Source organism: Nonomuraea sp. NPDC049637, from assembly GCF_040675235.1.
In the GTDB taxonomy this organism is placed as follows: domain Bacteria; phylum Actinomycetota; class Actinomycetes; order Streptosporangiales; family Streptosporangiaceae; genus Nonomuraea.
Window position 1 is genome coordinate 1 of the sequence record NZ_JBFAOM010000026.1, and the last position, 24,853, is coordinate 24,853.

22 protein-coding genes are annotated in these 24,853 nt (G+C 71.8%); 13 read left to right on the plus strand and 9 right to left on the minus strand.

Annotation, left to right across the window (positions count from 1 at the left end; all coding sequences use genetic code 11):
• Nucleotides 1-170: 170 nt before the first annotated feature.
• Genes AB0J71_RS30590 through AB0J71_RS30610 form a run of 5 tightly spaced genes read right to left on the minus strand, consistent with a single transcriptional unit; the run spans nt 171 to nt 5,776 of the window.
• Entirely contained in the window at nt 171-719 is a 549-nt protein-coding gene (locus tag AB0J71_RS30590) for an SIS domain-containing protein (protein WP_352325663.1), read from the minus strand.
• A gap of 2 nt (nt 720-721) precedes the next feature.
• Nucleotides 722-1,912 (minus strand): glycosyltransferase, encoded by a 1,191-nt coding sequence (locus AB0J71_RS30595; protein WP_364417231.1) that lies wholly within the window; start codon nt 1,910-1,912, stop codon nt 722-724.
• Nucleotides 1,909-3,132: a glycosyltransferase family 9 protein gene (locus tag AB0J71_RS30600; RefSeq protein WP_352325660.1), complete on the minus strand. Its 1,224-nt coding sequence runs from the start codon at nt 3,130-3,132 to the stop codon at nt 1,909-1,911. The genes AB0J71_RS30595 and AB0J71_RS30600 overlap by 4 nt, the downstream gene beginning before the upstream one ends.
• Nucleotides 3,129-4,148: a glycosyltransferase gene (locus tag AB0J71_RS30605; RefSeq protein WP_352325659.1), complete on the minus strand. Its 1,020-nt coding sequence runs from the start codon at nt 4,146-4,148 to the stop codon at nt 3,129-3,131. The genes AB0J71_RS30600 and AB0J71_RS30605 overlap by 4 nt, the downstream gene beginning before the upstream one ends.
• Nucleotides 4,145-5,776, minus strand: a complete 1,632-nt coding sequence (locus AB0J71_RS30610) for a carbamoyltransferase C-terminal domain-containing protein (protein WP_352325658.1) — start codon at nt 5,774-5,776, stop codon at nt 4,145-4,147. The genes AB0J71_RS30605 and AB0J71_RS30610 overlap by 4 nt, the downstream gene beginning before the upstream one ends.
• 172 nt (nt 5,777-5,948) lie before the next feature.
• On the opposite strand from AB0J71_RS30610, the gene AB0J71_RS30615 reads away from it, so the two are divergent.
• The 3 genes from AB0J71_RS30615 (at nt 5,949) to AB0J71_RS30625 (ending at nt 7,867) form a co-directional block, all read left to right on the plus strand.
• Complete coding sequence (locus tag AB0J71_RS30615; RefSeq protein WP_352325657.1) at nt 5,949-6,542, plus strand: HAD-IIIA family hydrolase; 594 nt, start codon at nt 5,949-5,951, stop codon at nt 6,540-6,542.
• Nucleotides 6,539-7,459 carry a glycosyltransferase gene (locus tag AB0J71_RS30620; protein WP_352325656.1) on the plus strand — a complete coding sequence of 307 codons (921 nt, stop codon included), beginning with the start codon at nt 6,539-6,541 and terminating at the stop codon, nt 7,457-7,459. The genes AB0J71_RS30615 and AB0J71_RS30620 overlap by 4 nt, the downstream gene beginning before the upstream one ends.
• 123 nt (nt 7,460-7,582) lie before the next feature.
• Nucleotides 7,583-7,867 carry a WhiB family transcriptional regulator gene (locus AB0J71_RS30625; RefSeq protein WP_352325670.1) on the plus strand — a complete coding sequence of 95 codons (285 nt, stop codon included), beginning with the start codon at nt 7,583-7,585 and terminating at the stop codon, nt 7,865-7,867.
• Here AB0J71_RS30625 and AB0J71_RS30630 read toward each other — a convergent pair.
• Nucleotides 7,803-8,285, minus strand: coding sequence for a peptide deformylase (locus AB0J71_RS30630; RefSeq protein ID WP_364392895.1), 483 nt, complete (start codon nt 8,283-8,285; stop codon nt 7,803-7,805). The genes AB0J71_RS30625 and AB0J71_RS30630 overlap by 65 nt on opposite strands.
• A gap of 254 nt (nt 8,286-8,539) precedes the next feature.
• On the opposite strand from AB0J71_RS30630, the gene AB0J71_RS30635 reads away from it, so the two are divergent.
• Together AB0J71_RS30635 and AB0J71_RS30640 are read left to right on the plus strand one after the other, a co-directional pair.
• Nucleotides 8,540-9,703, plus strand: a complete 1,164-nt coding sequence (locus tag AB0J71_RS30635; RefSeq protein ID WP_364417233.1) for a uroporphyrinogen-III synthase — start codon at nt 8,540-8,542, stop codon at nt 9,701-9,703.
• Complete coding sequence (locus AB0J71_RS30640; RefSeq protein WP_364417235.1) at nt 9,700-10,602, plus strand: CbiX/SirB N-terminal domain-containing protein; 903 nt, start codon at nt 9,700-9,702, stop codon at nt 10,600-10,602. Before AB0J71_RS30635 ends, AB0J71_RS30640 begins: the two co-directional genes overlap by 4 nt.
• A 177-nt stretch (nt 10,603-10,779) precedes the next feature.
• Here AB0J71_RS30640 and AB0J71_RS30645 read toward each other — a convergent pair whose 3' ends face one another.
• Nucleotides 10,780-11,634, minus strand: a complete 855-nt coding sequence (locus AB0J71_RS30645; protein ID WP_352325653.1) for a PAC2 family protein — start codon at nt 11,632-11,634, stop codon at nt 10,780-10,782.
• 307 nt (nt 11,635-11,941) lie between these two features.
• Here AB0J71_RS30645 and metH point away from each other — a divergent pair, with 307 nt between their 5' ends.
• The 8 genes from metH to AB0J71_RS30685 all read left to right on the plus strand — a co-directional run bounded on the left by metH (nt 11,942) and on the right by AB0J71_RS30685 (nt 22,882).
• Nucleotides 11,942-15,406, plus strand: coding sequence for a methionine synthase (metH, locus tag AB0J71_RS30650; protein WP_352325652.1), 3,465 nt, complete (start codon nt 11,942-11,944; stop codon nt 15,404-15,406).
• Between the two features lie 21 nt (nt 15,407-15,427).
• A complete protein-coding gene (locus AB0J71_RS30655; protein WP_364417237.1) occupies nt 15,428-16,069 on the plus strand; it encodes an HAD family phosphatase in 642 nt (213 codons plus the stop codon).
• An 85-nt stretch (nt 16,070-16,154) separates the two neighbouring features.
• Complete coding sequence (locus AB0J71_RS30660) at nt 16,155-16,619, plus strand: cellulose synthase (protein ID WP_352330504.1); 465 nt, start codon at nt 16,155-16,157, stop codon at nt 16,617-16,619.
• Between the two features lie 274 nt (nt 16,620-16,893).
• On the plus strand, nt 16,894-17,892 hold the full coding sequence (locus tag AB0J71_RS30665) for an ABC transporter permease (protein WP_352330502.1): 999 nt from the start codon (nt 16,894-16,896) through the stop codon (nt 17,890-17,892).
• 63 nt (nt 17,893-17,955) lie between these two features.
• The gene (locus AB0J71_RS30670) at nt 17,956-19,722 is read left to right on the plus strand and encodes an ABC transporter substrate-binding protein (protein WP_352330500.1); all 1,767 of its coding nucleotides are present in this window, start codon (nt 17,956-17,958) and stop codon (nt 19,720-19,722) included.
• A gap of 93 nt (nt 19,723-19,815) precedes the next feature.
• Entirely contained in the window at nt 19,816-20,829 is a 1,014-nt protein-coding gene (locus AB0J71_RS30675; protein ID WP_364417239.1) for an ABC transporter permease, read from the plus strand.
• A complete protein-coding gene (locus AB0J71_RS30680; RefSeq protein ID WP_352326883.1) occupies nt 20,826-21,854 on the plus strand; it encodes an ABC transporter ATP-binding protein in 1,029 nt (342 codons plus the stop codon). The genes AB0J71_RS30675 and AB0J71_RS30680 overlap by 4 nt, the downstream gene beginning before the upstream one ends.
• Nucleotides 21,851-22,882 carry a dipeptide ABC transporter ATP-binding protein gene (locus tag AB0J71_RS30685; RefSeq protein ID WP_352326884.1) on the plus strand — a complete coding sequence of 344 codons (1,032 nt, stop codon included), beginning with the start codon at nt 21,851-21,853 and terminating at the stop codon, nt 22,880-22,882. The genes AB0J71_RS30680 and AB0J71_RS30685 overlap by 4 nt, the downstream gene beginning before the upstream one ends.
• A gap of 69 nt (nt 22,883-22,951) precedes the next feature.
• Here the strand turns inward: AB0J71_RS30685 and AB0J71_RS30690 are convergent, their stop codons facing one another.
• Together AB0J71_RS30690 and AB0J71_RS30695 are read right to left on the minus strand one after the other, a co-directional pair.
• Nucleotides 22,952-23,635, minus strand: coding sequence for a response regulator transcription factor (locus AB0J71_RS30690; protein ID WP_352326885.1), 684 nt, complete (start codon nt 23,633-23,635; stop codon nt 22,952-22,954).
• Nucleotides 23,632-24,807 carry a sensor histidine kinase gene (locus AB0J71_RS30695; protein ID WP_352326886.1) on the minus strand — a complete coding sequence of 392 codons (1,176 nt, stop codon included), beginning with the start codon at nt 24,805-24,807 and terminating at the stop codon, nt 23,632-23,634. Before AB0J71_RS30695 ends, AB0J71_RS30690 begins: the two co-directional genes overlap by 4 nt.
• Nucleotides 24,808-24,853: the final 46 nt, after the last annotated feature.

The following is a 24,853-nucleotide window of genomic DNA, read 5'->3' on the forward strand; positions in this document are numbered from 1 at the left end:
CTCCGCGCCGTCCCGCGCGGCCAGCAGCGCGGCCAGCCCGGCGCCGCCCGGACGGGCGCGCTCGGCCGCGATGTCGACCACCGGGACCGGCGCGTCCGGGCACAGCCGCTCGCTGTCGCCCTCGACGTCCACGTCGAGCAGTGTGTCGCCGATGACGACGAGGGGGCCCATCAGACGGCCTCCTCGATGGCGTCGCAGAGCAGGTGGATCATGGCGAGGTGCACCTCCTGGACGGTGGCCGTCTCCTGCGCGGGCACGGCCACCGCCTCGTCGCACAGGTCGGCCAGCGGGTTCGGCGCGGGCCCGGTCAGCGCCCAGGCGACGACGCCGACCTCCTGCGCCGCCCTGGCCGCGGCCAGCACGTTCGGGCTGCCGCCGCTGGTCGACAGGCACATCAGCACGTCACCGGGACGGCCGTGCGCCCGCACCTGGCGGGCGTAGACCTCCTCGTGGCCGAAGTCGTTGGCGATCGCGGTCATCGAGGAGCTGTCGCCGTGCAGCGGGATCGCCGCGTACGGGGGCCGGTCGTCCCTGAAGCGGCCCACCAGCTCGGCCGTCAGGTGCTGGGCCTCGGCCGCCGACCCGCCGTTGCCGCAGGCCAGCAGCCGGCCGCCGGCCGACAGCACGCCGGCCAGCTTGCCGCCCCAGGCGCGGATGGTGACCGCGTGGTCGTCGACCTTCTCCAGCGTGGTCCAGAGCTTTTCCAGATGTCTGTCCATGATCAACCCCCCAGAGCGGCCAGGCGGCAGAGCTTGCCGTCGATGACCTGCGTGTACACCGCCTCGGTCTGCTCGGCGATGCGGGACCAGCCGTACCGCTCGCTGGCCCGCCGCGCTCCCGCGGCGCCCAGCGCCGCGCGCCTGCCCGGGTCGGCGAGCACGTCGCGCAGCGCCCTGGCCAGCGCCCGCGGGCGGCGCGGCGGGACCAGCACGCCGCAGCCCGCGACCGTGTCCAGGTGGCCGCCGACCGCCGAGGCCACGACGGGCACGCCGCAGGCCATCGCCTCGATCGGGACCATCCCGAACGGCTCGTACCAGGGCACGGTGACCACGACGTCGGCCGAGCGCATCAACGCCGGCACGTGCGTGCGCGGGACGCTGCCGATCAGGTGCACCCGGTCCTGGAGCCCGTAGGCGAGGGCCAGGTCGCGCAGCCGCGCGGTCTCCTCCTCGTCGTCCGGGCCGCCGCCGGCGATCACCAGGTCGGCGTCCGGGAGCTGGCGCAGCGCGGCGATCAAGGTGTCCACGCCCTTGCGCGGCACCATCCGGCCGATGCTGAGCACCACCTTGGCGCCCGCGCGCGGCGCGACCGGCCCCTGCGGGCGGAACGCCGTCAGGTCCACCCCGCAGGGCACCACCGTGACGCGCCGCTCGGGCACGCCCATCGCGCACAGCTCGCTCACCTCGTCGCTGCAGGTGGCCAGCACCGCGTCGGCCCGCTTGCCGATCTCGCGCTCGGTGTCGATCCGGTGCGCCGGGCTGGTGTCGGCCTCGCCCTGCCAGCGCCGCTTCACGGTCCCGAGCGCGTGGAAGGTCTGCACCACCGGCACGCCCCTGGCGGCCCGCAGGGCCGCCTGGCCGCTCATCCAGAAGTGCGCGTGGGCCACGTCCGGCGGGTCGGCCGCCCAGCGGTCGGCCAGGCGTTCGGTGAACTCCGGCATGTACGGCGGCAGCTCGTCCTTCGGCACGACCGCGGCCGGGCCCGCCGTGACGTACTCGACCGTGACGCCGGGCGCCATGGTCACCGCGTCGGGCTGCGACCGCGCCGAGCGTCTGGTGTGGACGACGACCGTGTGCCCGCGCTCGGCCAGTGCGACGGCCAGGTGCGCGACGTAGACGTTCTGCCCGCCCGCGTCCACGCCACCGATCGCCGCCAGCGGATCGGCGTGTTCGGAGATGAGATCGACCTTCACTGCGTCAGCTCCCTCACTGCCTTGACCACCTGCTCACTTGTCACCAGGGACAGGCACGGGTGCCCGGCCACCGGACAGGTGCGCGCCCTGCTTCCCGAGCAGGGCGCCTGCTGGTCGCCGAGCAGCACCGTGGGTACGCCGTACGGGGCCCATCGAGCGGCGGGGACGACAGGGGCGAACAGGCTCACGACCGGCGTGCCGACCGCCGCGGCCAGGTGCGCCGGACCGGTGTTGCCGGCCACCAGCACACTGGCGCCTTCGATCACGGCGGCCAGCTCGGCGAGCGTGGTCCTGCCCCCGAGGTCGACTGCCGCGTCGCAGGCCACGTAGGCGGTGAGGTCACGTTCCTTGCCGGTCACGACGACCCGGTGCCCGTCGTCCACCAGCTCCCTGACGGCCTGCCGATGCCTGTCGGCCGGCCACGTTCTGGCGGGGGCTGACGTCCCTGGATGCACCACGACGTACGAGCGTTCATCGGCAGCGCCGCCGACGCCTAGGAGATGCCCGCTTTCCCGGCCGATATCCGGCAAGGGCCGCCGAACAGCCAGTTTGCCGTCGTCGCCGGGTGGCAGATCGAACCCGGCCGCCCGCGCGACGGCCAGCATGCGCTCGGCCTCGGGCACGTCGATCGTCTCGTCCACGACGTGCCGGACGTCCAGGAGCGAGCCGGGGTAGTCGTTGCTGATCGCGCAGACGCGCCGCACGCCGGCCATCCGCAGCAGCAGGGCCAGCGGCAGCGCCGACTGGTGGAAGGAGGTCAGGATCAGCGCCTCGTCCACGCCCTTGACCCGGGCGATCAGGTCGGCGACCTGGGCGTTGGACACGGCGGCGGGGGAGTGGTCGATCCACGGCGCCCGCCACTCGATCACCCGGTCCACGCCGGGCAGCAGCTCGGCGGCGGCCCGGCCGTTGGGACCGGCCAGGAAGACCAGCTCGTCGGCGAGCGTGCGCACGGCCCGGGTGGCGGGCCCGGCCAGCAGGACGTCTCCGGCGTCGTCGAGCCGCGCCACCAGGACGCGCCCCCGGCCGCCGCCGTGCTCCCCGGCCGCCTGGCACACCGCCGCCTCCAGCGTGCCGGCCGCCGCAGTGGTCTGCGCCGTGCTCTCCGCTGTGGTGGGTTCCGCGGGCTTGCGGGCGGCGGCCCGTCCGGCCTTGCCGTGGCACTGTGTGGCCTTCGTACGGCCGCGGCCGCACCGATGCGCCGGATCGCGACGTCTCATCGCCGCCACCTCCATTCCCCCCGAAGCCGGTGCACACAGGCGACCGGCGGGATCACCACGCTGGTGACGGCCATGCGCCACACCTCGCGCGGGGTACGCGGCCCTGGGGCGATGCGCCGCCAGGCGAACTCGGCGGTCATCGCGGCCCACAGGGCGCCGGCGACCGCGGCCAGCACCGGCAACGCCCGCCACCGGTCGAGCCGCTTGACGGAGCGGCCGTGGGGCCGCCTCCCGGCCCGTACGCCCGCGCGCCCTCTCCCGGACGGGCGGGCCACGGTGGCGGCCAGGCCGAGGGCGGCGGCGGTGAGCGCGGCGGCCGAGGTGGCGGCGTGGCGGCGCAGCCGGCCGCCCGAGCCGCCGATGGCCTGACGCCAGCCCGGCCCGTGCAGGCGCCGCATCAGCGCGTCGTCGGCGTTGCCGCGCTGGAAGCGCACGCTCGCCCAGAACCCGTCCTGGCGCACCGGGTGCGTGGTCACCCGCTCGCCCGCGACCAGCCGGTGGCCCGCCCGCGTCACCCGCAGCGCGATGTCGGCGTCCTCCCGGTAGGCCCGGGGGAAACGTTCGTCGAACCCGCCGGTCTGCTCCAGCACCGAACGCCGGTAGGCCATGTCGGCCGTCACCCACAACGCGTCCGAGAGCCCCAGCGTGTGCCGCTCGGCGTCGGTGGGCCGCCGGCCGGCCGGTCGCGGCACCTCGATCCGGCCCTGGCTGCCGCCCACGTCGTCGGGCAGGTCCACCAGGTCCTTCCAGACCGCCTCGGCCCACCCGGGCGCCGGGATCACGTCGTCGTCGAGGAACACCACCCAGGGCGTCCCGGCGGCCCGCCAGCCGGCGTTGCGCGCCGCGGCCGGGCCGCGGCCGCCCGAGCGCACGACCCGCACGTGATCGGGCAGCTCCAGCGCGGCGGCGTCCGCCGGCCGGTCGTCCACCACGATCACCGGCAGCGTCCGGCCCACCGCCGCCAGCGTCTCCCGCAGCGTGGCGCGGCCGATGGTCGGGATCACGACGGTGATCACGACGCGAACACCTCCCCGCGCCGCACCAGGTACGGGCCCAGCGCCAGCACGTCAACCGGCGAGGAGCCGAAGCACTCCAGCGCGTCCCGCGGGTCGTCGACCATCGGCCGGCCCGCGGTGTTCAGGCTCGTGTTGACCACCACCGGCAGCCCCGTGCGCGCCTCGAACTCGGTCAGCACCCGCGCCATCAGCGGGTCGTCGGCCGGCGAGATCGTCTGGATGCGCGCGGTGCCGTCCACGTGCACCACCGCCGGGATGCGGTCCCGCCACGGCTCGCGCACGTCGTGCACGAACAGCATGTACGGCGAGGGCACCGGCCCCCGCCCGAAGATCTCCGGCGCCCTGGACTCCAGGACCATGGGCGCGATCGGCCGGAACTGCTCCCGGCCCTTGACGTCGTTGAGCCGCTCGGTGTTGCCCGCGTGCCCCGGATGGGCCAGCAGCGACCGGCGGCCGAGCGCCCGCGGCCCGTACTCGGAGCGGCCCTGGAACCAGGCCACGATCCGGTCGGCGGCCAGCTCGGCGGCCACCGCCGCGCCCAGGTCGGCCGGCCGCGTGTACGGCACCCGCGCCACGTCCAGCCAGGCGCCCAGCTCCTCGTCGGTGAACCCGCGCCCGAGCGCCGCGCCCGGCATGGGACCGGCCGGCTCGCCATAGGTCTGCGCCAGGTGCAGCGCGCCGCCCAGCGCCGTGCCGGAGTCGCCGGCGGCCGGCTGGGCCCACACCTCCTCGAACGGACCCTCGTCCAGCAGCCGGGTGTTGGCCACGCAGTTCAGCGCCACCCCGCCGGCCAGCGCGAGCCGCCGTTCGCCGGTGCGCTCGTGCAGCCAGCGGGCCAGCTCCAGCAGCACCTCCTCCAGCCGGGCCTGCACGCTGGCGGCCAGGTCGGCGTGGTCGGAGGTCCACGGCTCGCCCATGGCCAGGGCCTTGACGTAGACGTTCCAGTCGACCGGCTCGACGCGGAAACCGCCGTCGCCGGTGGTGTAGATGATCTCGCGCAGCGACTCCAGGTGGCGCGGCCGGCCGTAGGAGGCCATGGCCATGACCTTGTACTCGTCGCTGGAGCGCAGGAAGCCCAGGTGCTGGGTGACGTCCTCGTACATCAGGCCGAGCGAGTGCGGCAGCTCCTGGGCGGCCAGCACCTCCAGCTCGCCGTCGCGGTAGCGGCCGGCCAGGTGCGAGACGTTCTCGCCGCGCCCGTCGCACACCAGCACCGCGCAGTCGCGCCAGGGGGAGGCCAGGCCGGCCGAGGCGGCGTGCGCCACGTGGTGCGGCACGTACGTGACCTGCCCGGCGTCCAGGCCCGGCAGCGCGGTCGCCAGGAAGGCGGGCGCCCGGACGGCGTACTTCGTGCGCAGGTCCTCCCAGTCGCCCTCCGGCCGCTGGACGACCAGCGCCGGGTCGTAGGAGTAGGCCACGGCGTCCAGGTCCTCGGGGGACAGGCCCGCCTCGTGCAGGCACCAGGCGGCGGCCTGCTCGGGCAGCTCCCACGCGGAGAACGCCAGCGGCCGTTTGCCGTGCTTGCGGCGGCTGAAGCGCTCCTCCTCCGCCGCGGCCACGATCCTCCCGTCGACGACCAGGGCCGCGGCCGGGTCGTGGAAGATCGCGTTGATGCCGAGAAACTTCATCGTTTCCTCCCCCGCAGATGTCGAGAACCGCTACCGAGAGAAGCGGCTCTCAAACCTGGGGCTACCTCAGGAGATGCGAAAACGGGCGTAACCGCCTGGGGTTGGTCGCTCTCCGTAGTTGTTTGCCGGGTGACGGCCCGGGTAGCTGCCGGACCGGCGACGGAGGTGAAAGGTGTTCGAAAAGCGACGTCCCGGGGCCGTCCTCTTCGACCGGGACGGAACCCTGATCAAAGACGTGCCGTACAACGGCGACCCGCGCCTCGTCGAGCCCATGCCGGGAGCGGTCGAGGCGCTCGGCAGGCTCCGCCGGGCCGACGTGCCCGTCGCGGTGGTCACCAACCAGTCCGGCGTGGCCAAGGGCCTGCTCTCGCCGGACGAGATGGACCAGGTGAACGCCAGGGTGGAGGAACTGCTCGGGCCGTTCGACGCCTGGGCCATCTGCGTGCACGACGACGCCGACGGCTGCACCTGCCGCAAACCGGCGCCGGGGCTGGTGATCAGGGCGGCCGCCGTCCTCGACGTCAGCCCGCGCGACTGCGTGGTGGTCGGCGACATCGGCCGCGACATGGAAGCGGCCAGGGCCGCCGGGGCCCGGGGCATCCTCGTGCCGACCGGGCAGACGCTGGAGGAGGAGATCGAGCAGGCGGCCGAGGTCGCCGACGATCTCACCGACGTCGTCGACCGGGTGCTCAGCGCGCCCGAGGTGCCCGTGGCGGCGGCCTCGTCCGCGCCCTGGGCCCGGGCCATGGGCTGGAGCCGCTGGTGAGGATCCTCATCTGGCACGTCCACGGGGCGTGGACCAGCGCCTTCGTCAGCGGCGGCCACGACTACGTGCTGCCGCTCGTCCCCGGCCGCGGTCCCGACGGCAGGGGGCGCGCCGCCACCTACGACTGGCCCGACAACGTCCGCGAGGTGGCCTACGACCGGCTCCGCGACGAGCCGATCGACGTGGTCGTCTACCAGCGGCCGCACGAGATCGACCTGGCCCGCGAATGGCTCGGCCGCGCGGTGCCCGGCGTGTACGTCGAGCACAACACCCCGGCCGGCGACGTCCCCCGCACGAGGCATCCGCTGTCCGGCCAGAGTGACATCACGATCGTCCATGTGACCCACTTCAACGAGCTGTTCTGGGACAACGGCCGGGCGCACACCCGCGTGATCGAGCACGGCGTCCCCGACCCCGGCCACCTGTACACCGGCGAGCTGGCCAGGGCCGGCGTCGTGGTCAACGAGCCGGTACGCCGTACCAGGGTCGCCGGCACCGACCTGCTGCCGCGCTTCGCCGAGCGCGTCCCGCTGGACGTGTTCGGCATGAAGGTGGACGGCCTGCCGTACGGCACCTACGAGGACCTCGCGCAGCACGTCATGCACGCCGCCCTGGCCCGCAGACGCGCCTACCTGCACCCCTACCGCTGGACGTCGCTGGGCCTGGCCCTCATCGAGGCCATGACCCTCGGCCTGCCCGTCGTGGCGCTGGCCACGACCGAGGCCGTCGAGGCGGTGCCGCCGGAGGCCGGGGTGATCTCCACCAGGGTGGACGTGCTGGCCGACGCCCTGCACGCCTTCGTCACCGACCCCGAGCGGGCCGCCCAGGCCGGCAAGGCCGCGCGGGCCGCCGCCCTGGCCCGCTACGGCCTGCCCAGATTCCTGCGCGACTGGGACCGGCTGCTGGCCGAGATCTGAGCCGGGATCCTGTCCGCGATCCGAGCCGCGATCCGAGCCGCGATCCGAGCCGGAATTCGAGCCGGAATTCGAGCCGGGATCTGACAGGTATGACGCCGGAAGGCATGGGTAGGCGCGATGGGCATGATGATGCTCAACTGGTCACGCAGGGCAGCCTGCCTGGAACTGGACCCCGAACTGTTCTTCCCGATCTCGCTCGAAGGCCCCGGCCGCTCGCAGGTCGAGAAGGCCAAGACCATCTGCGGCCGGTGCCCCGTGCGCCGGCCCTGCCTGCAGTACGCGCTGGACACCCGTCAGGCGCACGGCGTGTGGGGCGGCACCGACCCCGAACAGCGGCGTGAGCTCAGCGCGCCGGCAGTGCCTCGGCAAGAAAGCGTTCCCGCTCCTCAGCTTCGAGGTGGTCGCTGAACAGCACCCCGTCGAGATGATCGGCCTCGTGTTGCAGCACCCTCGCCAGCACGCCCAGCGCCCGTAGCGTCACCGGCTTGCCGAACATGTCGCGGCCGCGCGCCGTGACCATGTAGGAGCGTTCCAGCGGACGCCACAGGCCCGGCGCCGACAGGCACGCCTCGTCGGCGGTGATCCGCCGCTCCGACAGCTCCAGCCGCGGGTTGACCAGATGACCGGAACGGCCGTCGTAGGAGTAGACGAGCACCCGCACCGGCTCGCCGATCTGCGGGGCCGACAGGCCCGCCCGGCCCGTCCCCGCCCGCAGGGTGAGCGTCAGCGACTTCACCAGGCGCCGCAGCTCCCGGTCGAAGTCGTGCACCGGCTCCGCCACCACGCGGAGCACCGGATCGTCGAACACACGAATAGGGACCGTCACCCGCAACTCCCCGAAACGCCGCGATCATCATGCGGAACGGTTCCCGTCGCCGGATCCCCTCAACCCTGAAGGCCGTGCCTTGTAGCACAGCGGTAACAGCGGAGACCCAAGGGTGAAATCAGCCGAAAGCAGGATCGGAGGGTGATCTCACTTGCGTCGCCCGCGCCTGTGACGCCCGGCCGAGCGCTCGGGGCCCGGCCGGGCCCCACCCGCCCGGAGGCACCGGCATGACCGCCCCTCCCGAAGGACCCCCCATGACGGCCCCCGTCTTCATCCAAGGGTCTCCCGAGACGGCGCCCGACGCGCTGGCCGGGTTCACCATCGGGGTGACCGCCACGCGGCGGCGGGAGGAGTTCGCCGCGCTGCTGGCGCGGCGCGGCGCGCGCGTCGTCAGCGCCCCCGCCATCCGCCTGGTTCCCCTGGCCGAGGACGCCGACCTGCTCGCCGCCACCCGGCACACCCTCCAGGCCCCCCTGGACGACGTGGTCGTCACCACCGGCGTCGGCTTCCGCGGCTGGATGGCCGCCGCCGAGGGCTGGGGCCTGTCCGCCGACCTCGGCGACCAGCTCGGCAGGGCCCGCCTGCTCACCCGCGGCCCCAAGGCCAGGGGAGCCGTACGGGCCGCCGGGCTGACCGACCACTGGACGCCCGTCACCGAGTCCTGCGACGAGGTCAAGGAGTACCTGCTCGCCCAGGACCTGCGCGGCCGGCGCATCGCGGTCCAGCAGCACGGCGAGCCGCTCACCGCCTTCGTGGCGGCCCTGCGCGCGGCCGGGGCCGAGGTGATCGAGATCCCGGTCTACCGGTGGCTGCCCTGGCGCGACGGCTCGCCTCTGCGCCGCCTGATCAGCCAGGCCGTCTCCGGCGCGGTGGACGCGGTGGCCTTCACCAGCGCGCCCGCCGTCCACGCCATGCTCGGCGCGGCCCGCTCCGACGGGCTGGAGGACGCCCTGCTGGCCGCGTTCGGCGGGTCCGTCGTGGCCGCCTGCGTCGGTCCCGTGACGGCCGAGCCGCTGACCTCGCGCGGCGTACGCGTCCTGCAGCCCGACCGTTCCCGCCTCGGCGCCCTGGCCCGCGCCCTGGCCAGGCACCTGCCCGAGCACGGCGTCACCCGGCTGGTCGCGGGCGGGCACCGGCTGGAGGTGCGCGGCCACGCCGTCGTCGTGGACGGCGACCTGCGCCCGCTGCCGCCCGCGCCTATGGCGGTGCTCAAACGCCTGGCCGACAAGCCTGGGCACGTGGTCTCCCGCGCCGACCTGCGTACGGTCCTGCCGGGCAGCCCGGCCCGCGACTCGGCCGAGCACGCGGTGGAGATGGCCGTCACCCGGCTGCGCCGAGCCCTGGGGCCGGCCGGCATCGTCGAGACGGTCGTCAAACGCGGCTACCGCCTGGCCTGCCCCCACGACCCCACCCCATGACCTCCGACCAGCCCACCCACCGCATAACTCCCGAGCAGCCCGCCCACCCCATGACCCTCGACGAGCCCACTCACCTCATGTCCCGTCTGGTAAGTGCGCCGGCTCAGGTGGGGGCGTCCCGTCTGGTGGGGGCGCCCGTCCAGGTGGGTGGCTCCCCGCTGGTAGGGGCGTCCGGGCTGGAGGGCGGGACGCTGCCAACGCTGGTGCTGGCCGCGCACGGTACGCGGAGTGCGTCGGGGGAGCGGGCCTTGGCGGCACTCGCCCGCTCGGTCCGCAGTGCGCGCCCCGGGCGCCGGGTCGAGCCGAGTTTTCTGGAGATCAGCCCGCCGCTGCTCGCCGACGTGCTGCCCGCCGTGCCGGGGCCGGTGGTGGTCGTGCCGTTGCTGCTGGCCGGGGGCTACCACGTGCACGTCGACCTGCCCGAGGTGGTCGCCGCCCACCGTCCGGACGCGCTGGTGGCCGGCCCGCTGGGGCCGCACGACCTGCTGACCTCGGCGCTCGTCCGGACGCTGGCCCAGGCGGGGCTGCGCGCCGACGACACGGTGATCCTGGGCGCGGCGGGCTCGTCCGACCCCGCGGGGCTCGCCGACGTCCGGGCCGCGGCCCGGCGGCTCTCGGTACGCCTGTCGCGGCCGGTCACGGCGGCCTTCGCCGCCTCGGGGACGCCGTCGCTGCCCGACGCGGTGGACCAGGCGCGCAGGACGTCCCGTGGCCGCGTGGCGGTGGCCTCGTACGTGCTGGCCCCCGGCTTCTTCCACGACCGGCTGGCCGCCTCGGGCGCCGACCTGGTCACCGCCCCGCTCGCCCCGGACCCCGCCGTGACCACCCTGATCTGGCACCGCTACGACCAGTCCCTCGCACACCGCCACTCGCACCCGGCCCCCACCGCCCGGCCGTAGCCCCCGACCTGCTCAGGGAGGAGGCCACCGGATGGGGAACCGTGCCACGGGACCGCTCCGGGAACCGGCCTGTCGGAGCGTGACGGCCTGAGGTGGGATGGACCCCGACACCTGGCCGTCGGGTGTGGCAGCGGGGATGGGCCCGGGAGTCGACCGCCGGGTGGAAGAGCCTCGGGATCAGCTGTCGGTGTCGCGGTCGCGGCGGCGCAGGTAGCGTTCGAACTCGGCGGCGATCGCGTCGCCGCTCGCCTCCGGCAGCTCGGCCGCGTCCTTGCGCTCCTCCAGCTCCTTGACGTATTCGGCCACCTCGCTGTCCTGCGAGGCCAGCTCGTCGACGCCGCGCTCCCAGGCGCGCGCCTCCTCGTCGAGGTCGCCGAGCGGCATCGGGATCTCCAGCACGTCCTCCATGCGGCGCAGCAGCGCGAGGGTCGCCTTCGGGTTGGGCGGCTGGGCGACGTAGTGGGGCACCGAGGCCCATAGCGAGATGGCGTCGAGCCCGGCCTCGCCGAAGGCGTGCTGGAGCACGCCGACGATGCCGGTGGGGCCCTCGTAGCGGCTGAGCTCCAGGTTGGTGGAACGGGCCAGCGCCTCGTCGGTGGCCCCGCCCAGGATCGGCACCGGACGGGTGTGCGGGGAGTCGTTGAGCAGCGCGCCCAGCATGACCGCCAGCTCGACGCCCAGCTCGCGGCAGACCTGGATGATGTCGGCGCAGAACGAGCGCCAGCGCATGTTGGGCTCGATGCCGCGCAGCAGCACGACGTCGCGCTCGCTGCCCGGCGGACGGGCGTGGAACAGCCGCGTCGTCGGCCACACGATGGACCGGGTCAGCCCGTCGCCCATCTCCACCACGGGACGGGTGACCTGGAAGTCGTAGTAGTCGTCGGGGTCGAGCGCGATCAGCGGCTCGGCCTTCCAGGACGACTCGAGATGGGCGATCACACCGCTGGAAGCCTCGCCCGCGTCGTTCCACCCCTCGAACGCGGCAATGAGCACCGGGTCGACGAGCTCGGGGAGCCCTTCGAGCTCGATCACGTGTCGCCTCCTCTCTCCCTCATCGCGCTAAGCCTATGCGGTAAGCAGGCGTCGGCGTCACCGATCTCCCCGCGAACGCTCCGAGCCACCGGCCCACCCCTTTCGCCCAGCCCACCACGCGACTATCCCCCGTCCCACCGCGCTCACCCCTCCCTTTCGTTCGCCCCTAGCGGATCACCCCGAAAGGGGGCGGACCGCCCACCGGGACGACGCCGGGAGAGCCGGACGGGCCCACCGGTATTGGACGCCGCGTCAATTGACAGGCGGAAGAATAAGCGGTCGGGACTCAGCCGATAAGCTCTACGGCATGAGCATCTCCCCGTCCTTCCGAGAAGTGTTGTCCCAGCGCGTGATCGTGGCCGACGGGGCTATGGGCACGATGCTCCAGGCGCAGGACCCGACGCTCGACGACTTCGAGGGGCACGAGGGCTGCAACGAGGTCCTCAACGTCACCCGTCCCGACATCGTCCAGGGCGTGCACGACGCGTACTTCGCCGTCGGCGTCGACTGCGTCGAGACCAACACCTTCGGCGCCAACCTGGCCGCCCTCGGCGAGTACGACATCGGCGAGCGCGTCTTCGAGTACTCCGAGGCCGGCGCCCGCATCGCCCGCGAGCGGGCCGACCACTGGTCCACGCCCGAGCAGCCGCGCTTCGTCCTCGGCTCGATGGGTCCCGGCACCAAGCTGCCGACGCTGGGCCACCTGCCCTACCGCAGCCTGCGCGACGCCTACCGCGACAACGCGGCCGGTCTGATCGCGGGCGGCGCCGACGCGCTCATCATCGAGACCTGCCAGGACCTGCTCCAGGTCAAGGCCGCCGTCATCGGCGCCAAGCGGGCCGTCGAGGCAGCCGGCCGGGACGTCCCGATCATCGCCCAGGTGACGATCGAGACCAACGGCGCGATGCTGCTCGGCTCGGAGATCGGCGCCGCGCTCACCGCGATCGAGCCGCTCGGCGTCGACATCGTCGGGCTCAACTGCGCGACCGGCCCGGCCGAGATGAGCGAGCACCTGCGCTACCTCGCCCGCCACTCCCGGCTCAAGCTGTCCTGCATGCCCAACGCCGGCCTGCCGGTGCTCACCTCCGACGGCGCGTACTACCCGCTGTCGGCGCAGGAGCTGGCCGACGCGCACGAGACCTTCGCCCGCGACTACGGCCTGTCGCTGGTCGGCGGCTGCTGCGGCACCACCCCCGAGCACCTGCGCCAGGTGGTCGAGCGGGTGCGCGGCAAGGAGCCGGTCGCGCGCCGCCCCCACCCCGAGCCCGGCGCCTCCTCCCTCTACCAGACGGTCCCCTTCCGCCAGGACACCTCCTACCTGGCCATCGGCGAGCGCTGCAACACCAACGGCTCCAAGGCCTTCCGCGAGGCGATGCTGGAGGGCCGCTGGGACGACTGCGTGGAGACCGCCCGCGACCAGGCCCGCGACGGCGCCCACATGCTCGACCTGTGCGTCGACTACGTCGGCCGCGACGGCGTGGCCGACATGAAGGAGCTGGCCTTCCGCTTCGCCACCGCCTCCACGCTGCCGATCATGCTCGACTCCACCGAGCCCGCCGTGCTCCAGGCGGGTCTGGAGATGCTCGGCGGCCGGGCGGCCGTCAACTCCGTCAACTACGAGGACGGCGACGGCCCCGACTCCCGCTTCCAGAAGATCATGCGCCTGGTGCGCGAGCACGGCGCGGCCGTCGTCGCGCTGACCATCGACGAGGAGGGCCAGGCCCGCACCGCCGACTGGAAGGTGCGCGTGGCCACCCGCCTCATCGAGGACCTGACCGGCAACTGGGGCATGCGCGTCGAGGACATCATCGTCGACTGCCTGACCTTCCCCATCGCGACGGGCCAGGAGGAGACCAGGCGCGACGGCCTGGAGACCATCGAGGCCATCCGCGAGCTCAAGCGCCGCTACCCGGGCGTGCAGACCACGCTGGGGCTGTCCAACATCAGCTTCGGCCTCAACCCGGCCGCCCGCATGGTGCTCAACTCGGTGTTCCTCAACGAGTGCGTCAACGCCGGCCTCGACTCCGCCATCGTGCACGCCTCCAAGATCCTGCCGATGGCCCGCATCCCCGACGAGCAGCGTCAGGTGGCGCTCGACATGGTCTACGACCGCCGCCGCGAGGGCTACGACCCGCTGCAGCGCTTCATGGACCTGTTCGAGGGCGTCGACGCCGCGGCCATGCGCGCCGGCAAGGCCGAGGAGCTGGCCGCGCTGCCGCTGTGGGAGCGGCTCAAGCGGCGCATCATCGACGGCGAGCGCAAGGGCCTGGAGGCCGACCTCGACGACGCGCTCACCCAGCGGCCCGCGCTGGAGATCATCAACGAGGTGCTGCTCGACGGCATGAAGACGGTCGGCGAGCTGTTCGGCTCCGGCCAGATGCAGCTGCCGTTCGTGTTGCAGTCGGCCGAGGTGATGAAGGCCGCCGTGGCCTACCTGGAGCCGCACATGGACCGCGTCGAGGGCGAGACCAAGGGCCGCATCGTGCTGGCCACGGTCAAGGGCGACGTGCACGACATCGGCAAGAACCTGGTGGACATCATCCTGTCCAACAACGGCTACCAGGTGGTCAACCTCGGCATCAAGCAGCCGGTCTCGGCCATCCTGGAGGCCGCCGACGAGCAGAAGGCCGACGTGATCGGCATGTCCGGGCTGCTGGTGAAGTCGACGGTCATCATGAAGGAGAACCTGGAGGAGATGAACTCCAGGGGCCTGTCGGAGAAGTACCCGGTGCTGCTCGGCGGCGCCGCGCTCACCCGCGCCTACGTCGAGCAGGACCTCGCCGAGCTGTTCGAGGGCGAGGTGCGCTACGCCCGCGACGCGTTCGAGGGGCTGCGGCTGATGGACTCGTTCATGGCCGTCAAGCGCGGCGTCGAGGGCGCCACGCTGCCGCCGCTGCGCGAGCGGCGGGTCAAGACCGGCGCGGTGCTGCAGCGCACCCCGGTCGAGGAGCTGCCGGCCCGCTCCGACGTGGCCGCCGACAACCCGGTGCCCACGCCGCCCTTCCACGGCGACCGCGTGGTCAAGGGCATCTCGCTGAACGAGTACGCGGCCTTCCTCGACGAGCGCGCCCTGTTCCTGGGCCAGTGGGGCCTCAAGCCCACCAGGGGCGGCGACGGGCCCGGCTACGAGGAGCTGGTCGAGACCGAGGGCCGGCCCAGGCTGCGCATGTGGCTGGAGCGCATGCAGACCGAGGGCCTGCTGGAGGCGGCCGTCGTCTACGGCTACTTCCCGTGCGTCAGCGACGGCGACTCGCTGATCATCCTGGGCGACGACGGCAACGAGCGCACCCGCTTCACCTTCCCGCGCCAGCGCCGCGACCGGCACCTGTGCCTGGCCGACTTCTTCCGCGGCAAGGACTCCGGCGAGGTCGACGTCGTCGGCTTCCAGGTGGCCACCATGGGGGCCAAGATCTCCCAGGCCACCGCCGAGCTGTTCGCCAAGGACGCCTACCGCGACTACCTGGAGCTGCACGGCCTGTCGGTGCAGCTCACCGAGGCGCTGGCCGAGTACTGGCACGCCCGGGTGCGCTCGGAGTGGGGCATCGGCGGCCAGGAGACCCTCGACGACATGCTCAAGGTCAACATCCAGGGCTGCCGCTACTCCTTCGGCTACCCGGCCTGCCCCAACCTGGAGGACCAGCAGCAGCTGTTCGAGCTGCTCGACCCGGGGCGCATCGGCGTCAGCCTGTCGGAGGAGTTCCAGCTCCACCCCGAGCAGGCCACCTCGGCGCTGGTCGCGCACCACCCCGAGGCCAAGTACTTCAACGTCTAGTTCGTCATCGGGGGAAAGCACGTGGAAGCGGTCTTCTTCGACATGGACGGCCTGCTCGTCGACAGCGAGAAGGTCTGGCTGGAGATCGAGACCAGGGTGATGGCCAGGCTCGGCGCCGAGTGGACGCCGCAGCACCAGGCCCACCTGGTCGGCGGGTCCATGGAGCGCACGCTCGACTACATGCTCGCCGTCTCCGGGGCCGACGTGCCGGCGCCGACGGTGCAGGAGTGGATGGTCTCCGGCATGGTCGAGCGCCTGGCCGAGGGCGTCGCCGTCATGCCCGGGGCCGCGGAGCTGCTGGAGGCGCTGCGCGACGAGGGGGTGCCGGTCGGCCTGGTCACCTCGTCGATGCGGGAGATCGCCGACGCCGTGCTGAAGGGCTTCGGCGAAGACCGCTTCGACCTCGTCGTCACCGCCGCCGACGTCGAGCGGACCAAGCCCGACCCCGAGCCCTACCTCAAGGCCGCCGGGCTGCTCGGCGTCGAGCCGGTGCGCTGCGTGGTGCTGGAGGACTCACCCAACGGCGTGGCGGCCGCCACGGCGGCCGGCTGCGCCGTCGTGGCCGTGCCCAACCTGCTGCCCGTCGAGCCGGCCCCCGGCCGGCTGGTGGTCTCCTCGCTGGCCGACGTCGGCGTCGCCGATCTGCGCGCGCTGATCCCCTAGGGGGCGTCTGGTCCTCGCGGAGGAGGGGCCCCCGTCGTTTCGCGTGCCAGGATGGAAGGCGTAGTCGAGACGAGGGGCGGCCTTAATGTTCAATCAGATCGCCTGGTTGCCGCTGTGCGCCGGGGTGACGGCGGTGGGGCTGGTGCTGAGCTTCCTGGCCTTCAGGCGCCGGGGAGCGGCCGCGGGGATGCGGCTGGCGGCCTGGTCCCTGCTGCCGGTGGCGGCCTACCTGACTGGCGCGCTCAGCGCGCTGTGGACGATCGGGGCGACCGCGGTGGGGTTCGTCACCGGGCTGGTGCTCAACCCGATGGTGTGGGCCGGTGTGGCCGTGGCGGGCCTGGCCGCCGTGCTGTTCGTGGTGTCCGGGGTGATGCGCGGCCGCAGGCTGTCCGTGGGGCGCAAGAAGAAGGCCGCTCCCGAGCCGGGCGGGAAGCCGCCGGTTCAGCCCGTAGCGAACAAGACCCAGCCGTCGGTGGCCCCGAAGACCGCCAAGAACGACGATGACTTCTCCGATATCGAAGCGCTTCTGAAGCGCCGCGGCATCAGCTGATTTCGGACGGAAACGGTCGTGGATCGGCACTGTCACAGTTCCGAGACCCAACCGGGACGGCCCGTAGACATTCACATCAAGATCGATACGAATAAGTTTCGCGTCAATCACAGTTGAGCCACATCGAGCGCTGAGGGACTGGTCATACCAGCTCAGGCCATAGATTCTGCCTCCTGGGGCCGCGACTCTGCGGACTCGCCTTGCACGGGCGCACTACCCTGACCGGGTCGCGCCGACACGGACGACGTCGTCTGGAATCCAGGGGGCCACTGGCATGACCGCACCGCTCGATCTTCCTGACTCGGCCGTCGAGGCCGGGCCGGAGACCGTTCTTGAGGGGGCGGAGTCTTCAGTCATCCGGGGGCGTTCCCTCGGGCAGATCGCCTGGATGCGCCTCAAGCGCGACCGCATCGCGATGACCGGCGGCATCGTCATCGTCCTGCTGATCCTCGTGGCGATCTTCGCGCCGCTGCTGGTGTCGTGGCTCGGTCACGACCCGGCCGAATGGCACCGGGAGAAGATCGACCCGGCGATCCAGGCTCCGATCGGCGCCTTCGGCGGCATGAGCTGGGACTTCCTGTTCGGTGTCGAGCCCACCACGGGCCGCGACCTGTTCAGCCGGATCCTGTACGGCGCCCGCATCTCGCTGCTGATCGCGTTCTTCGCGACGCTGCTGTGCGTGGTGATCGGCACCGTGCTCGGCATGATCGCCGGCTTCTTCGGCGGCTGGATCGACACCATCATCTCCCGCCTGATGGACATCTTCCTCGCCTTCCCGCTGCTGGTGTTCGCGCTGGCGCTGGCCGGCGTCATCCCCGACAAGGCGTTCGGCATGTCGGGCGACACCCTCAGGATCAGCCTGCTGGTGTTCATCATCGGCTTCTTCAACTGGCCCTACATCGGGCGCATCATCCGGGGCCAGACGCTCTCCCTGCGCGAGCGGGAGTTCGTCGACGCCTCCAGAAGCCTGGGCGCGCGCAACCACACGATCCTGTTCAAGGAGATCCTGCCCAACCTGCTCGCGCCGATCCTCGTGTACTCGACGCTGCTGATCCCGTCGAACATCCTGTTCGAGGCCGCACTCTCCTTCCTCGGCGTGGGCGTGCGGCCGCCGACCCCCACGTGGGGAGGCATGCTGGCTGAGGCGGTCCACAACTACGACGTGGCGCCCAACTTCATGATCTTCCCCGGCCTCGCGATCTTCATCACCGTGCTGGCGTTCAACCTGCTCGGTGACGGCCTCAGGGACGCCTTCGATCCCAAGGCCCGATAAGGCCTCGTGAGTAGTTATCCGCAAGTTCTCTCAACTCCTAGATTCAAGGGGTGTGTCAGGTCGATGAAGATGAGATCTAAGGCGTCGGCGATCGCGGTGACCGCCGCTCTCGCCGTGGTCGTCTCCGCGTGCGGCGGCGGCGGTGGCAGCAAGAACACCAGCGGCTCGGGCAGCGACGACAAGCCGTCCAGCAAGTACAACGCGGGTGTGACGGCGGTCATCAACCCGTCGGACAAGGTCGGCGGCACCCTCCACATGGGCATGCCCGGCGACTTCGACTCGGTGGACCCGGGCGACATGTACTACGGCTACGCCTGGAACTTCGCCCGCCTCTACACGCGCGCGCTCACCATGTTCAAGCCGGTCCCCGGCGAGGAGGGCCTGCAGCTCGTCGGCGACCTCGCCGAGGGCCTGGGCACGCCGAGCGACGGCGGCAAGACGTGGACGTACAAGCTGCGCAAGGGCGTCAAGTTCGAGGACGGCACCCCCGTGACCTCGAAGGACGTCAAGTACGGCGTGGCGCGCTCGCTGGACAAGGACATCCTGCCCAGCGGCCCGACGTACTTCAACGACTGGCTCGACGTCGGCAGCTACACCGGCCCGTACAAGATGAAGGGCAAGCTCGACGACTTCAAGGCGATCGAGACCCCCGACGACCAGACGATCGTCTTCCACCTGAAGAAGGCGTACGGCGGTTTCGACTACTTCGCCATGCTCCCGCAGACGGCCCCCGTGCCCGAGGCCAAGGACACCGGCTCGAAGTACAAGGAGCACCCGGTCGCGACCGGCCCGTACATGTTCAAGTCGCACGAGCTCACCAAGCGCATCGAGCTCGTCAAGAACCCGAACTGGGACGCGGCGACCGACCCCAACCGCAAGCAGCTCAACGACTCGATCGAGGTGCTGCTCGGCCAGAACGAGGACGACCTCGACCAGCGTCTGCTCTCCGGCAAGATCGACGTCAAGGTCAACAGCACCGGTGTCGCGGCCAACGCCCGCAAGACCGTGCTGACCGACGACAAGGTCAAGCAGTACGCCGACTCGGCCCCGATCGACCGCACCTGGTTCACCAACATCAACGGTGACGTGCCGCCGTTCGACAACATCCACTGCCGCAAGGCCGTGCTGTATGCGACGGACCGCTCGGCCATCCAGGGCGCCTACGGCGGCCCGGACGCCGGTGGCGACGTGGCCCTCAGCCTCATGCCGGCCAAGATGACCGGCTACGAGAAGATCGACCCCTACGGCGTCGAGGCCAACCCGACCGGTGACATCGCCAAGGCCAAGGAAGAACTGGCGGCCTGCGGCCAGCCCAACGGCTTCAGCACCACCATCTCCTTCCGCAACGAGCGCTCGGCCGAGAAGCAGACCGCCGAGTCGCTGCAGCAGTCGCTCGGCCGCGTGGGCATCAAGCTGGAGCTCAAGGGCTTCCCGCAGGGTGACTACTTCAAGCTGTACGCCGGCAAGCCCGACTTCGCCAAGAAGAACAACCTGGGCCTCATGGTCTACGGCTGGGGCGCCGACTACCCCGAGGGCTTCGGCTTCTTCCAGCAGATCGTCGACAGCCGGGTCATCCGTCCCGCCGGTAACACCAACCTCGGCGTGAAGGACCCCAAGATCGACGAGCTGATCGACCAGGCCGCGGGCGAGACCGACGCGACCAAGCGCAACAGCATCTGGGCCGCCGTCGACAAGCAGGTCATGGAGTCGGCCTACATCCTTCCCTACGTCTGGGCGCACGGCCTGTTCTACCGTCCGCCGCAGCTGAAGAACGTCTTCGTCTCCCAGAACTGGGGCATGTACGAGTTCCTCACGCTGAGCACCCAGTAGCAACGGCGCTAACTGCCGGAACGTCACGTACCGAAAGCAGGTGAAGGCTTCGGCGGCCGGGCTCACAAGGCCCGGCCGCCATGGCCGAGATCAGTGTTCACATACATTCTCAGACGGTTGATAGCGGCCGTCATGCTGCTCTTCGTGGTGAGCATCGCGACGTTCGCCATCTTCTTCCTCGTGCCTCGGCTCGCTGGGATGTCCGCTGACGACCTGGCCTCCCGGTACGTGGGCAAGGCGGCCAACGCCGAGGTGATCCACGACACGGCTGTGCGCCTCGGCTTCTACGACCCGATCCTGGTCCAGTACGGACGTTTCGTGCAGGGCATCTTCGTCGGCGTCGACCGCAACTACGGCCCCGGCATCGAGCACTGCCCGGCGCCCTGCTTCGGCTACAGCTACGTCAGCCAGAACCCGGTCCTGCCCGACCTGCTCAACCGCCTGCCGATCACCTTGTCGCTGGCGCTGGGCGCGGCCGTGGTGTGGGTCATCTTCGGCGTGGCCACCGGCGTGTTGTCGGCGCTGCGCCGCGGCAGCTTCTTCGACCGCCTGTCCATGGGCATCGCCCTGGCCGGCGTCTCGCTGCCGATCTTCTTCACCGGCATCGTCTCCCTGGCCATCTTCCGCGACCAGCTCGGCCTGGTCGGCGACGTGGCCGACTGGGTGCCGATCAGCGAAGACCCGCTCACCTGGGCCAACAACCTCATGCTGCCCTGGGTGACGCTCGCCTTCCTGTACGCCGCCGGCTACGCCCGCCTCACCCGCGCGGGCATGCTGGAGACCATGTCGGAGGACTACATCCGCACGGCCAGGGCCAAGGGCGTGCCCGAGCGGAAGGTGGTGGTCAAACACGGGTTGCGGGCCACGCTCACCCCCGTGGTCACCATGTTCGGTCTCGACCTGGGGCTGCTGCTCGGCGGCGCCGTCCTGACCGAGAGCACCTTCTCGCTGCCCGGCATCGGCAAGTACGCCGTCGACGCCATCAGCAACAACGACCTTCCCCAGGTGATGGGCGTCACGATCGTCGCGGCGGCCTTCATCATCCTGGCCAACCTGATCGTCGACCTGCTCTACGCGGTCGTTGACCCGAGAGTGAGGCTGGCGTGAGTCCCTTTCTCGACGTCAAGGACCTGAAGATCCACTTCCCGACCGACGACGGCCTGGTCAGGTCCGTCGACGGGCTGACCTTCAGCCTCGAACGCGGCAAGACCCTCGGCATCGTCGGCGAGTCCGGCTCGGGCAAGTCGGTGACCAGCCTCGGCATCCTCGGCCTGCACAAGGGCAAGGGCGCCAACGTCTCGGGCGAGATCTGGCTCGACGGCGAGGAGCTCGTGGGCGCCTCGCAGGAGCACGTGCGCGGGCTGCGCGGCAAGAAGATGGCGATGATCTTCCAGGATCCGCTGTCGGCCATGCACCCCTTCTACACGGTCGGCGACCAGATCGTCGAGGCGTACCGGATCCACCACAAGGTCACCAAGGCCGTCGCCAAGAAGCACGCCGTGGACATGCTGGGCCGCGTGGGCATCCCCGAGCCGCAGCGCCGCGTCGACTCCTACCCGCACGAGTTCTCCGGCGGCATGCGCCAGCGCGCGATGATCGCCATGGCGCTGTCGTGCGACCCCGAACTGCTCATCGCCGACGAGCCGACCACCGCGCTCGACGTGACCGTGCAGGCCCAGATCCTCGACCTCATGGTCGACCTGCAGCGCGAGTTCAACTCCGCGCTGATCATCATCACCCACGACCTGGGCGTGGTGGCCGAGCTGTCCGACGACATCCTGGTCATGTACGGCGGCAAGTGCATCGAGTACGGCACCGCCGACGACATCTTCTACCGTCCCGAGCACCCCTACACATGGGGTCTACTGGGATCGATGCCCCGCCTCGACCGGGAGCCCACCGAACGGCTGCTGCCGATCAAGGGCTCGCCGCCGTCCCTGATCAACGTGCCTCCGGGCTGCGCCTTCCACCCCCGCTGTCCCTACGCCGAGCGCACCGGGGGCAAGTCCAGCGGTGAGGTGCCCGGCCTGATCGAGACCGAGGGCGGCCACCTGGTGCGCTGCCACATGAGCAGGACGGAGCGGCGGGAGCTGTGGGAGAACGAGATCAAGCCAGTGCTGGAGAGCCAGTGAGCGAGACGGTGACCGCGAACGAGCCGCTTCTTTCCGTCCAGGGGCTGGAGAAGCACTTCCCGGTGACGAAGGGCCTGCTCAAGCGGCAGGTCGGCGCCGTCAAGGCGGTCGACGGGGTCAGCTTCGACGTCTACAAGGGCGAGACGCTCGGCCTGGTGGGGGAGTCCGGCTGCGGCAAGTCCACCACCGGCCGCCTGGTCACCAGGCTCCTTGAGCCGACCGGCGGCAAGGTCGTCTTCGAGGGCCAGGACATCACGCACATGGGGCAGGGCAGGCTCAGGCCGCTCCGCCGCGACATGCAGATGATCTTCCAGGACCCGTTCTCGTCGCTGAACCCCCGCCACACCGTCGGCACCATCGTCGGCGCGCCCTTCCGCATCCAGGGCGTGCAGACCGAGAACGGCGTCAAGAAGGCGGTCCAGGACATCCTCGCCCTGGTCGGGCTCAACCCCGAGCACTACAACCGCTACCCGCACGAGTTCTCCGGCGGTCAGCGGCAGCGCATCGGCATCGCCCGCACGCTCGCGCTCAAGCCCAAGCTCATCATCGCCGACGAGCCGGTCTCGGCGCTCGACGTGTCCATCCAGGCCCAGGTCGTCAACCTGCTGGAGGACCTGCAGAACGAGCTCGACCTGACCTACGTCGTGATCGCCCACGACCTGTCGGTGGTGCGCCACATCAGCGACCGGGTCGCGGTCATGTACCTGGGCAAGATCGTCGAGATCGCCGACCGCAAGAGCCTCTACAGCTCGCCGATGCACCCCTACACCAACGCCCTGCTGTCGGCCGTGCCCGTGCCCGACCCCAAGGCGCGCAAGGAACGCGAGCGCATCCGGCTCACCGGCGACGTGCCGAGCCCGCTCAACCCGCCGCCGGCCTGCCGCTTCCACACCCGCTGCTGGAAGGCGCAGGAGATCTGCAAGACGGTCGAGCCTCCGCTGGAGGAGCTGGCCGGCGGCCACCGCGTGGCCTGCCACTTCCCGGAGAACGCGCCCGCCGCCGCGACCGCCGCGGCGACCCAGGCCTGAACCGAGCCTGATCGGGCCTGAACGCGGGCCTGACCTTGCGGCCGCCGCCCTCCTGCCGGGGCGGCGGCCTCAGGACATCGCGCCGGGCGTGATCAGCCCGGTCTCGTACGCCAGCACCACGGCCTGCACCCGGTCGCGCAGCCCCAGCTTGGTCAGCACGTTGCCCACGTGCGTCTTGACCGTCGTCTCGCTCACCACGAGCTTGGCCGCGATCTCCGCGTTGGACATGCCCTTGGCGATCAGCCGCAGCACCTCCAGCTCCCGCTCGGTCAGCCGGTCGAGACGGGCCGGCGTGGCCTGCTCGTAGGCCGAGGGCAGCCGCTTGGAGAACCGGTCGAGCAGCCGCCTGGTCACGCTCGGCGCCACGATCGCGTCGCCCGCCGCCACCACCCGGATCGCCTGCACCAGCTCGTCGGGCGGCACGTCCTTCAGCAGGAAGCCCGACGCCCCCGACCGCAGCGCCTCCACGATGTACTCGTCGAGGTCGAACGTGGTCAGCACCAGCACCTTCGGCACGTGCGCGGTGGGCGCGGCCTCCCGCACGATCCGGCGGGTCGCCTCGATGCCGTCGACGCCCGGCATGCGGATGTCCATGAGCACCACGTCGGGCAGCAGCGCCCTGGTCTGCTCCATCGCGCCGTTGCCGTCGCCGGCCTGGCCGACCACCGTGATGTCGGACTCGGCCTCCAAGATCAGGCGGAATCCCGTGCGCAGCAGCGGCTGGTCGTCCACCAGCAGCACTCTGATCGTCATTGGCCGTCCTTCAACGGGAACCTCGCCCGCACCTCGAAACCGCCCCCCGGTCGCGGACCGATGTTCAGAATTCCACCATAGAGTGCGACCCGCTCGCGAATGCCGACCAGGCCGTGGCCCGGCCGGTCGGCCGCCGGCGCCGTGCCCCGGCCGTCGTCCTCGACGCGTACGTCAAGGCCCGAGGGGTCGTGGGAGACGGTGACCACCGCCTCGGCCCCGGCCCCCGCGTGCCGCAGGCTGTTCGTCAGCCCCTCCTGGACCAGCCGGTAGGCGGCCAGGTCGACCCCGGCGGGCAGCGGCCGCGGCTCGCCCTCCACCTGCAGCCGCGTGGGCAGCCCCGCCTCGCGCATCTGCTCCACCAGCCCCGGCAGGTCGCCCACGCCCGGCTGCGGCCCCAGCTCGGCCCGCGCGTCGGTACGCAGCACGCCCACGATGTTGCGCATCTCGGACATGGCCAGCCGCCCGGTGTTCTCGATCGCCGACAGCGCCTCCCGCGCCAAGTCGGGATCGGCGGCCAGCACCCGCCGCGCCGCGGCCGCCTGCACCGTCATCACGCTCACGTGGTGGGCCACCACGTCGTGCAGCTCACGGGCGATGCGCGAGCGCTCCTCGGCCCGCGCGGCCCGCGTGTCGGCCGCGTGGGCCCGCTCCAGCCTGGCCGCCCGGTCGCGCAACTCCTCCAGGTACGCCCGCCGCAGCCGCAGGCTCCTGCCCGCCCCCCAGACCGCCAGCAACACCAGGACCGCCACCACGTGCCCGCTCACGCCCGGCGGCGTGACCGGGCCCGCCAGCGCCCCCACCGCGTACGTCAGCAGCGAGACCAGCAGCCCGCCCAGCGCCACCGCCAGCCCCCGGTTGGAGGCCACCGAGTACACCAGCACCAGGCTGGACACCCCCGACGCGCCGGTGCCGTAACCCAGCGCGGTCAGCGCCGTCTCGGGGATCAGGCCCGCGCACAGCGCCGCCAGCGGCCAGCGCCTGCGCACCGCGATGGGCGCGGCGGCCAGCACCAGCAGCGACGCCCCGAGCCCGTCGGGCGCGCGCATGCTCACCGTCGTCAGCTCCGCCGGCTCCAGGCGCTCGGGCCCGTAGAGAAGGAAGAGCGTCACCGAGGCCGCGGCCACCACCACGGCCAGGACCGTGTCGTGGAACAGGGGTCGGTCGATCCGCACCGCTTCACTGTAGGCCCAGGTGAGAGCCTTGAACTCCTCCCTCCGG

What these genes read in the sequence shown, in the direction of transcription:
- AB0J71_RS30590 (WP_352325663.1), bottom strand. Translation starts at nt 719, where the DNA reads ATGGACAGACATCTGGAAAAGCTCTGGACCACGCTGGAGAAGGTCGAC.
- AB0J71_RS30600 (WP_352325660.1), bottom strand. Translation starts at nt 3,132, where the DNA reads ATGAGACGTCGCGATCCGGCGCATCGGTGCGGCCGCGGCCGTACGAAG.
- AB0J71_RS30610 (WP_352325658.1), bottom strand. Translation starts at nt 5,776, where the DNA reads ATGAAGTTTCTCGGCATCAACGCGATCTTCCACGACCCGGCCGCGGCC.
- AB0J71_RS30625 (WP_352325670.1), top strand. Translation starts at nt 7,583, where the DNA reads ATGATGATGCTCAACTGGTCACGCAGGGCAGCCTGCCTGGAACTGGAC.
- AB0J71_RS30635 (WP_364417233.1), top strand. Translation starts at nt 8,540, where the DNA reads ATGACGGCCCCCGTCTTCATCCAAGGGTCTCCCGAGACGGCGCCCGAC.
- AB0J71_RS30640 (WP_364417235.1), top strand. Translation starts at nt 9,700, where the DNA reads ATGACCTCCGACCAGCCCACCCACCGCATAACTCCCGAGCAGCCCGCC.
- metH (WP_352325652.1), top strand. Translation starts at nt 11,942, where the DNA reads ATGAGCATCTCCCCGTCCTTCCGAGAAGTGTTGTCCCAGCGCGTGATC.
- AB0J71_RS30660 (WP_352330504.1), top strand. Translation starts at nt 16,155, where the DNA reads ATGTTCAATCAGATCGCCTGGTTGCCGCTGTGCGCCGGGGTGACGGCG.
- AB0J71_RS30665 (WP_352330502.1), top strand. Translation starts at nt 16,894, where the DNA reads ATGACCGCACCGCTCGATCTTCCTGACTCGGCCGTCGAGGCCGGGCCG.
- AB0J71_RS30670 (WP_352330500.1), top strand. Translation starts at nt 17,956, where the DNA reads ATGAAGATGAGATCTAAGGCGTCGGCGATCGCGGTGACCGCCGCTCTC.
- AB0J71_RS30690 (WP_352326885.1), bottom strand. Translation starts at nt 23,635, where the DNA reads ATGACGATCAGAGTGCTGCTGGTGGACGACCAGCCGCTGCTGCGCACG.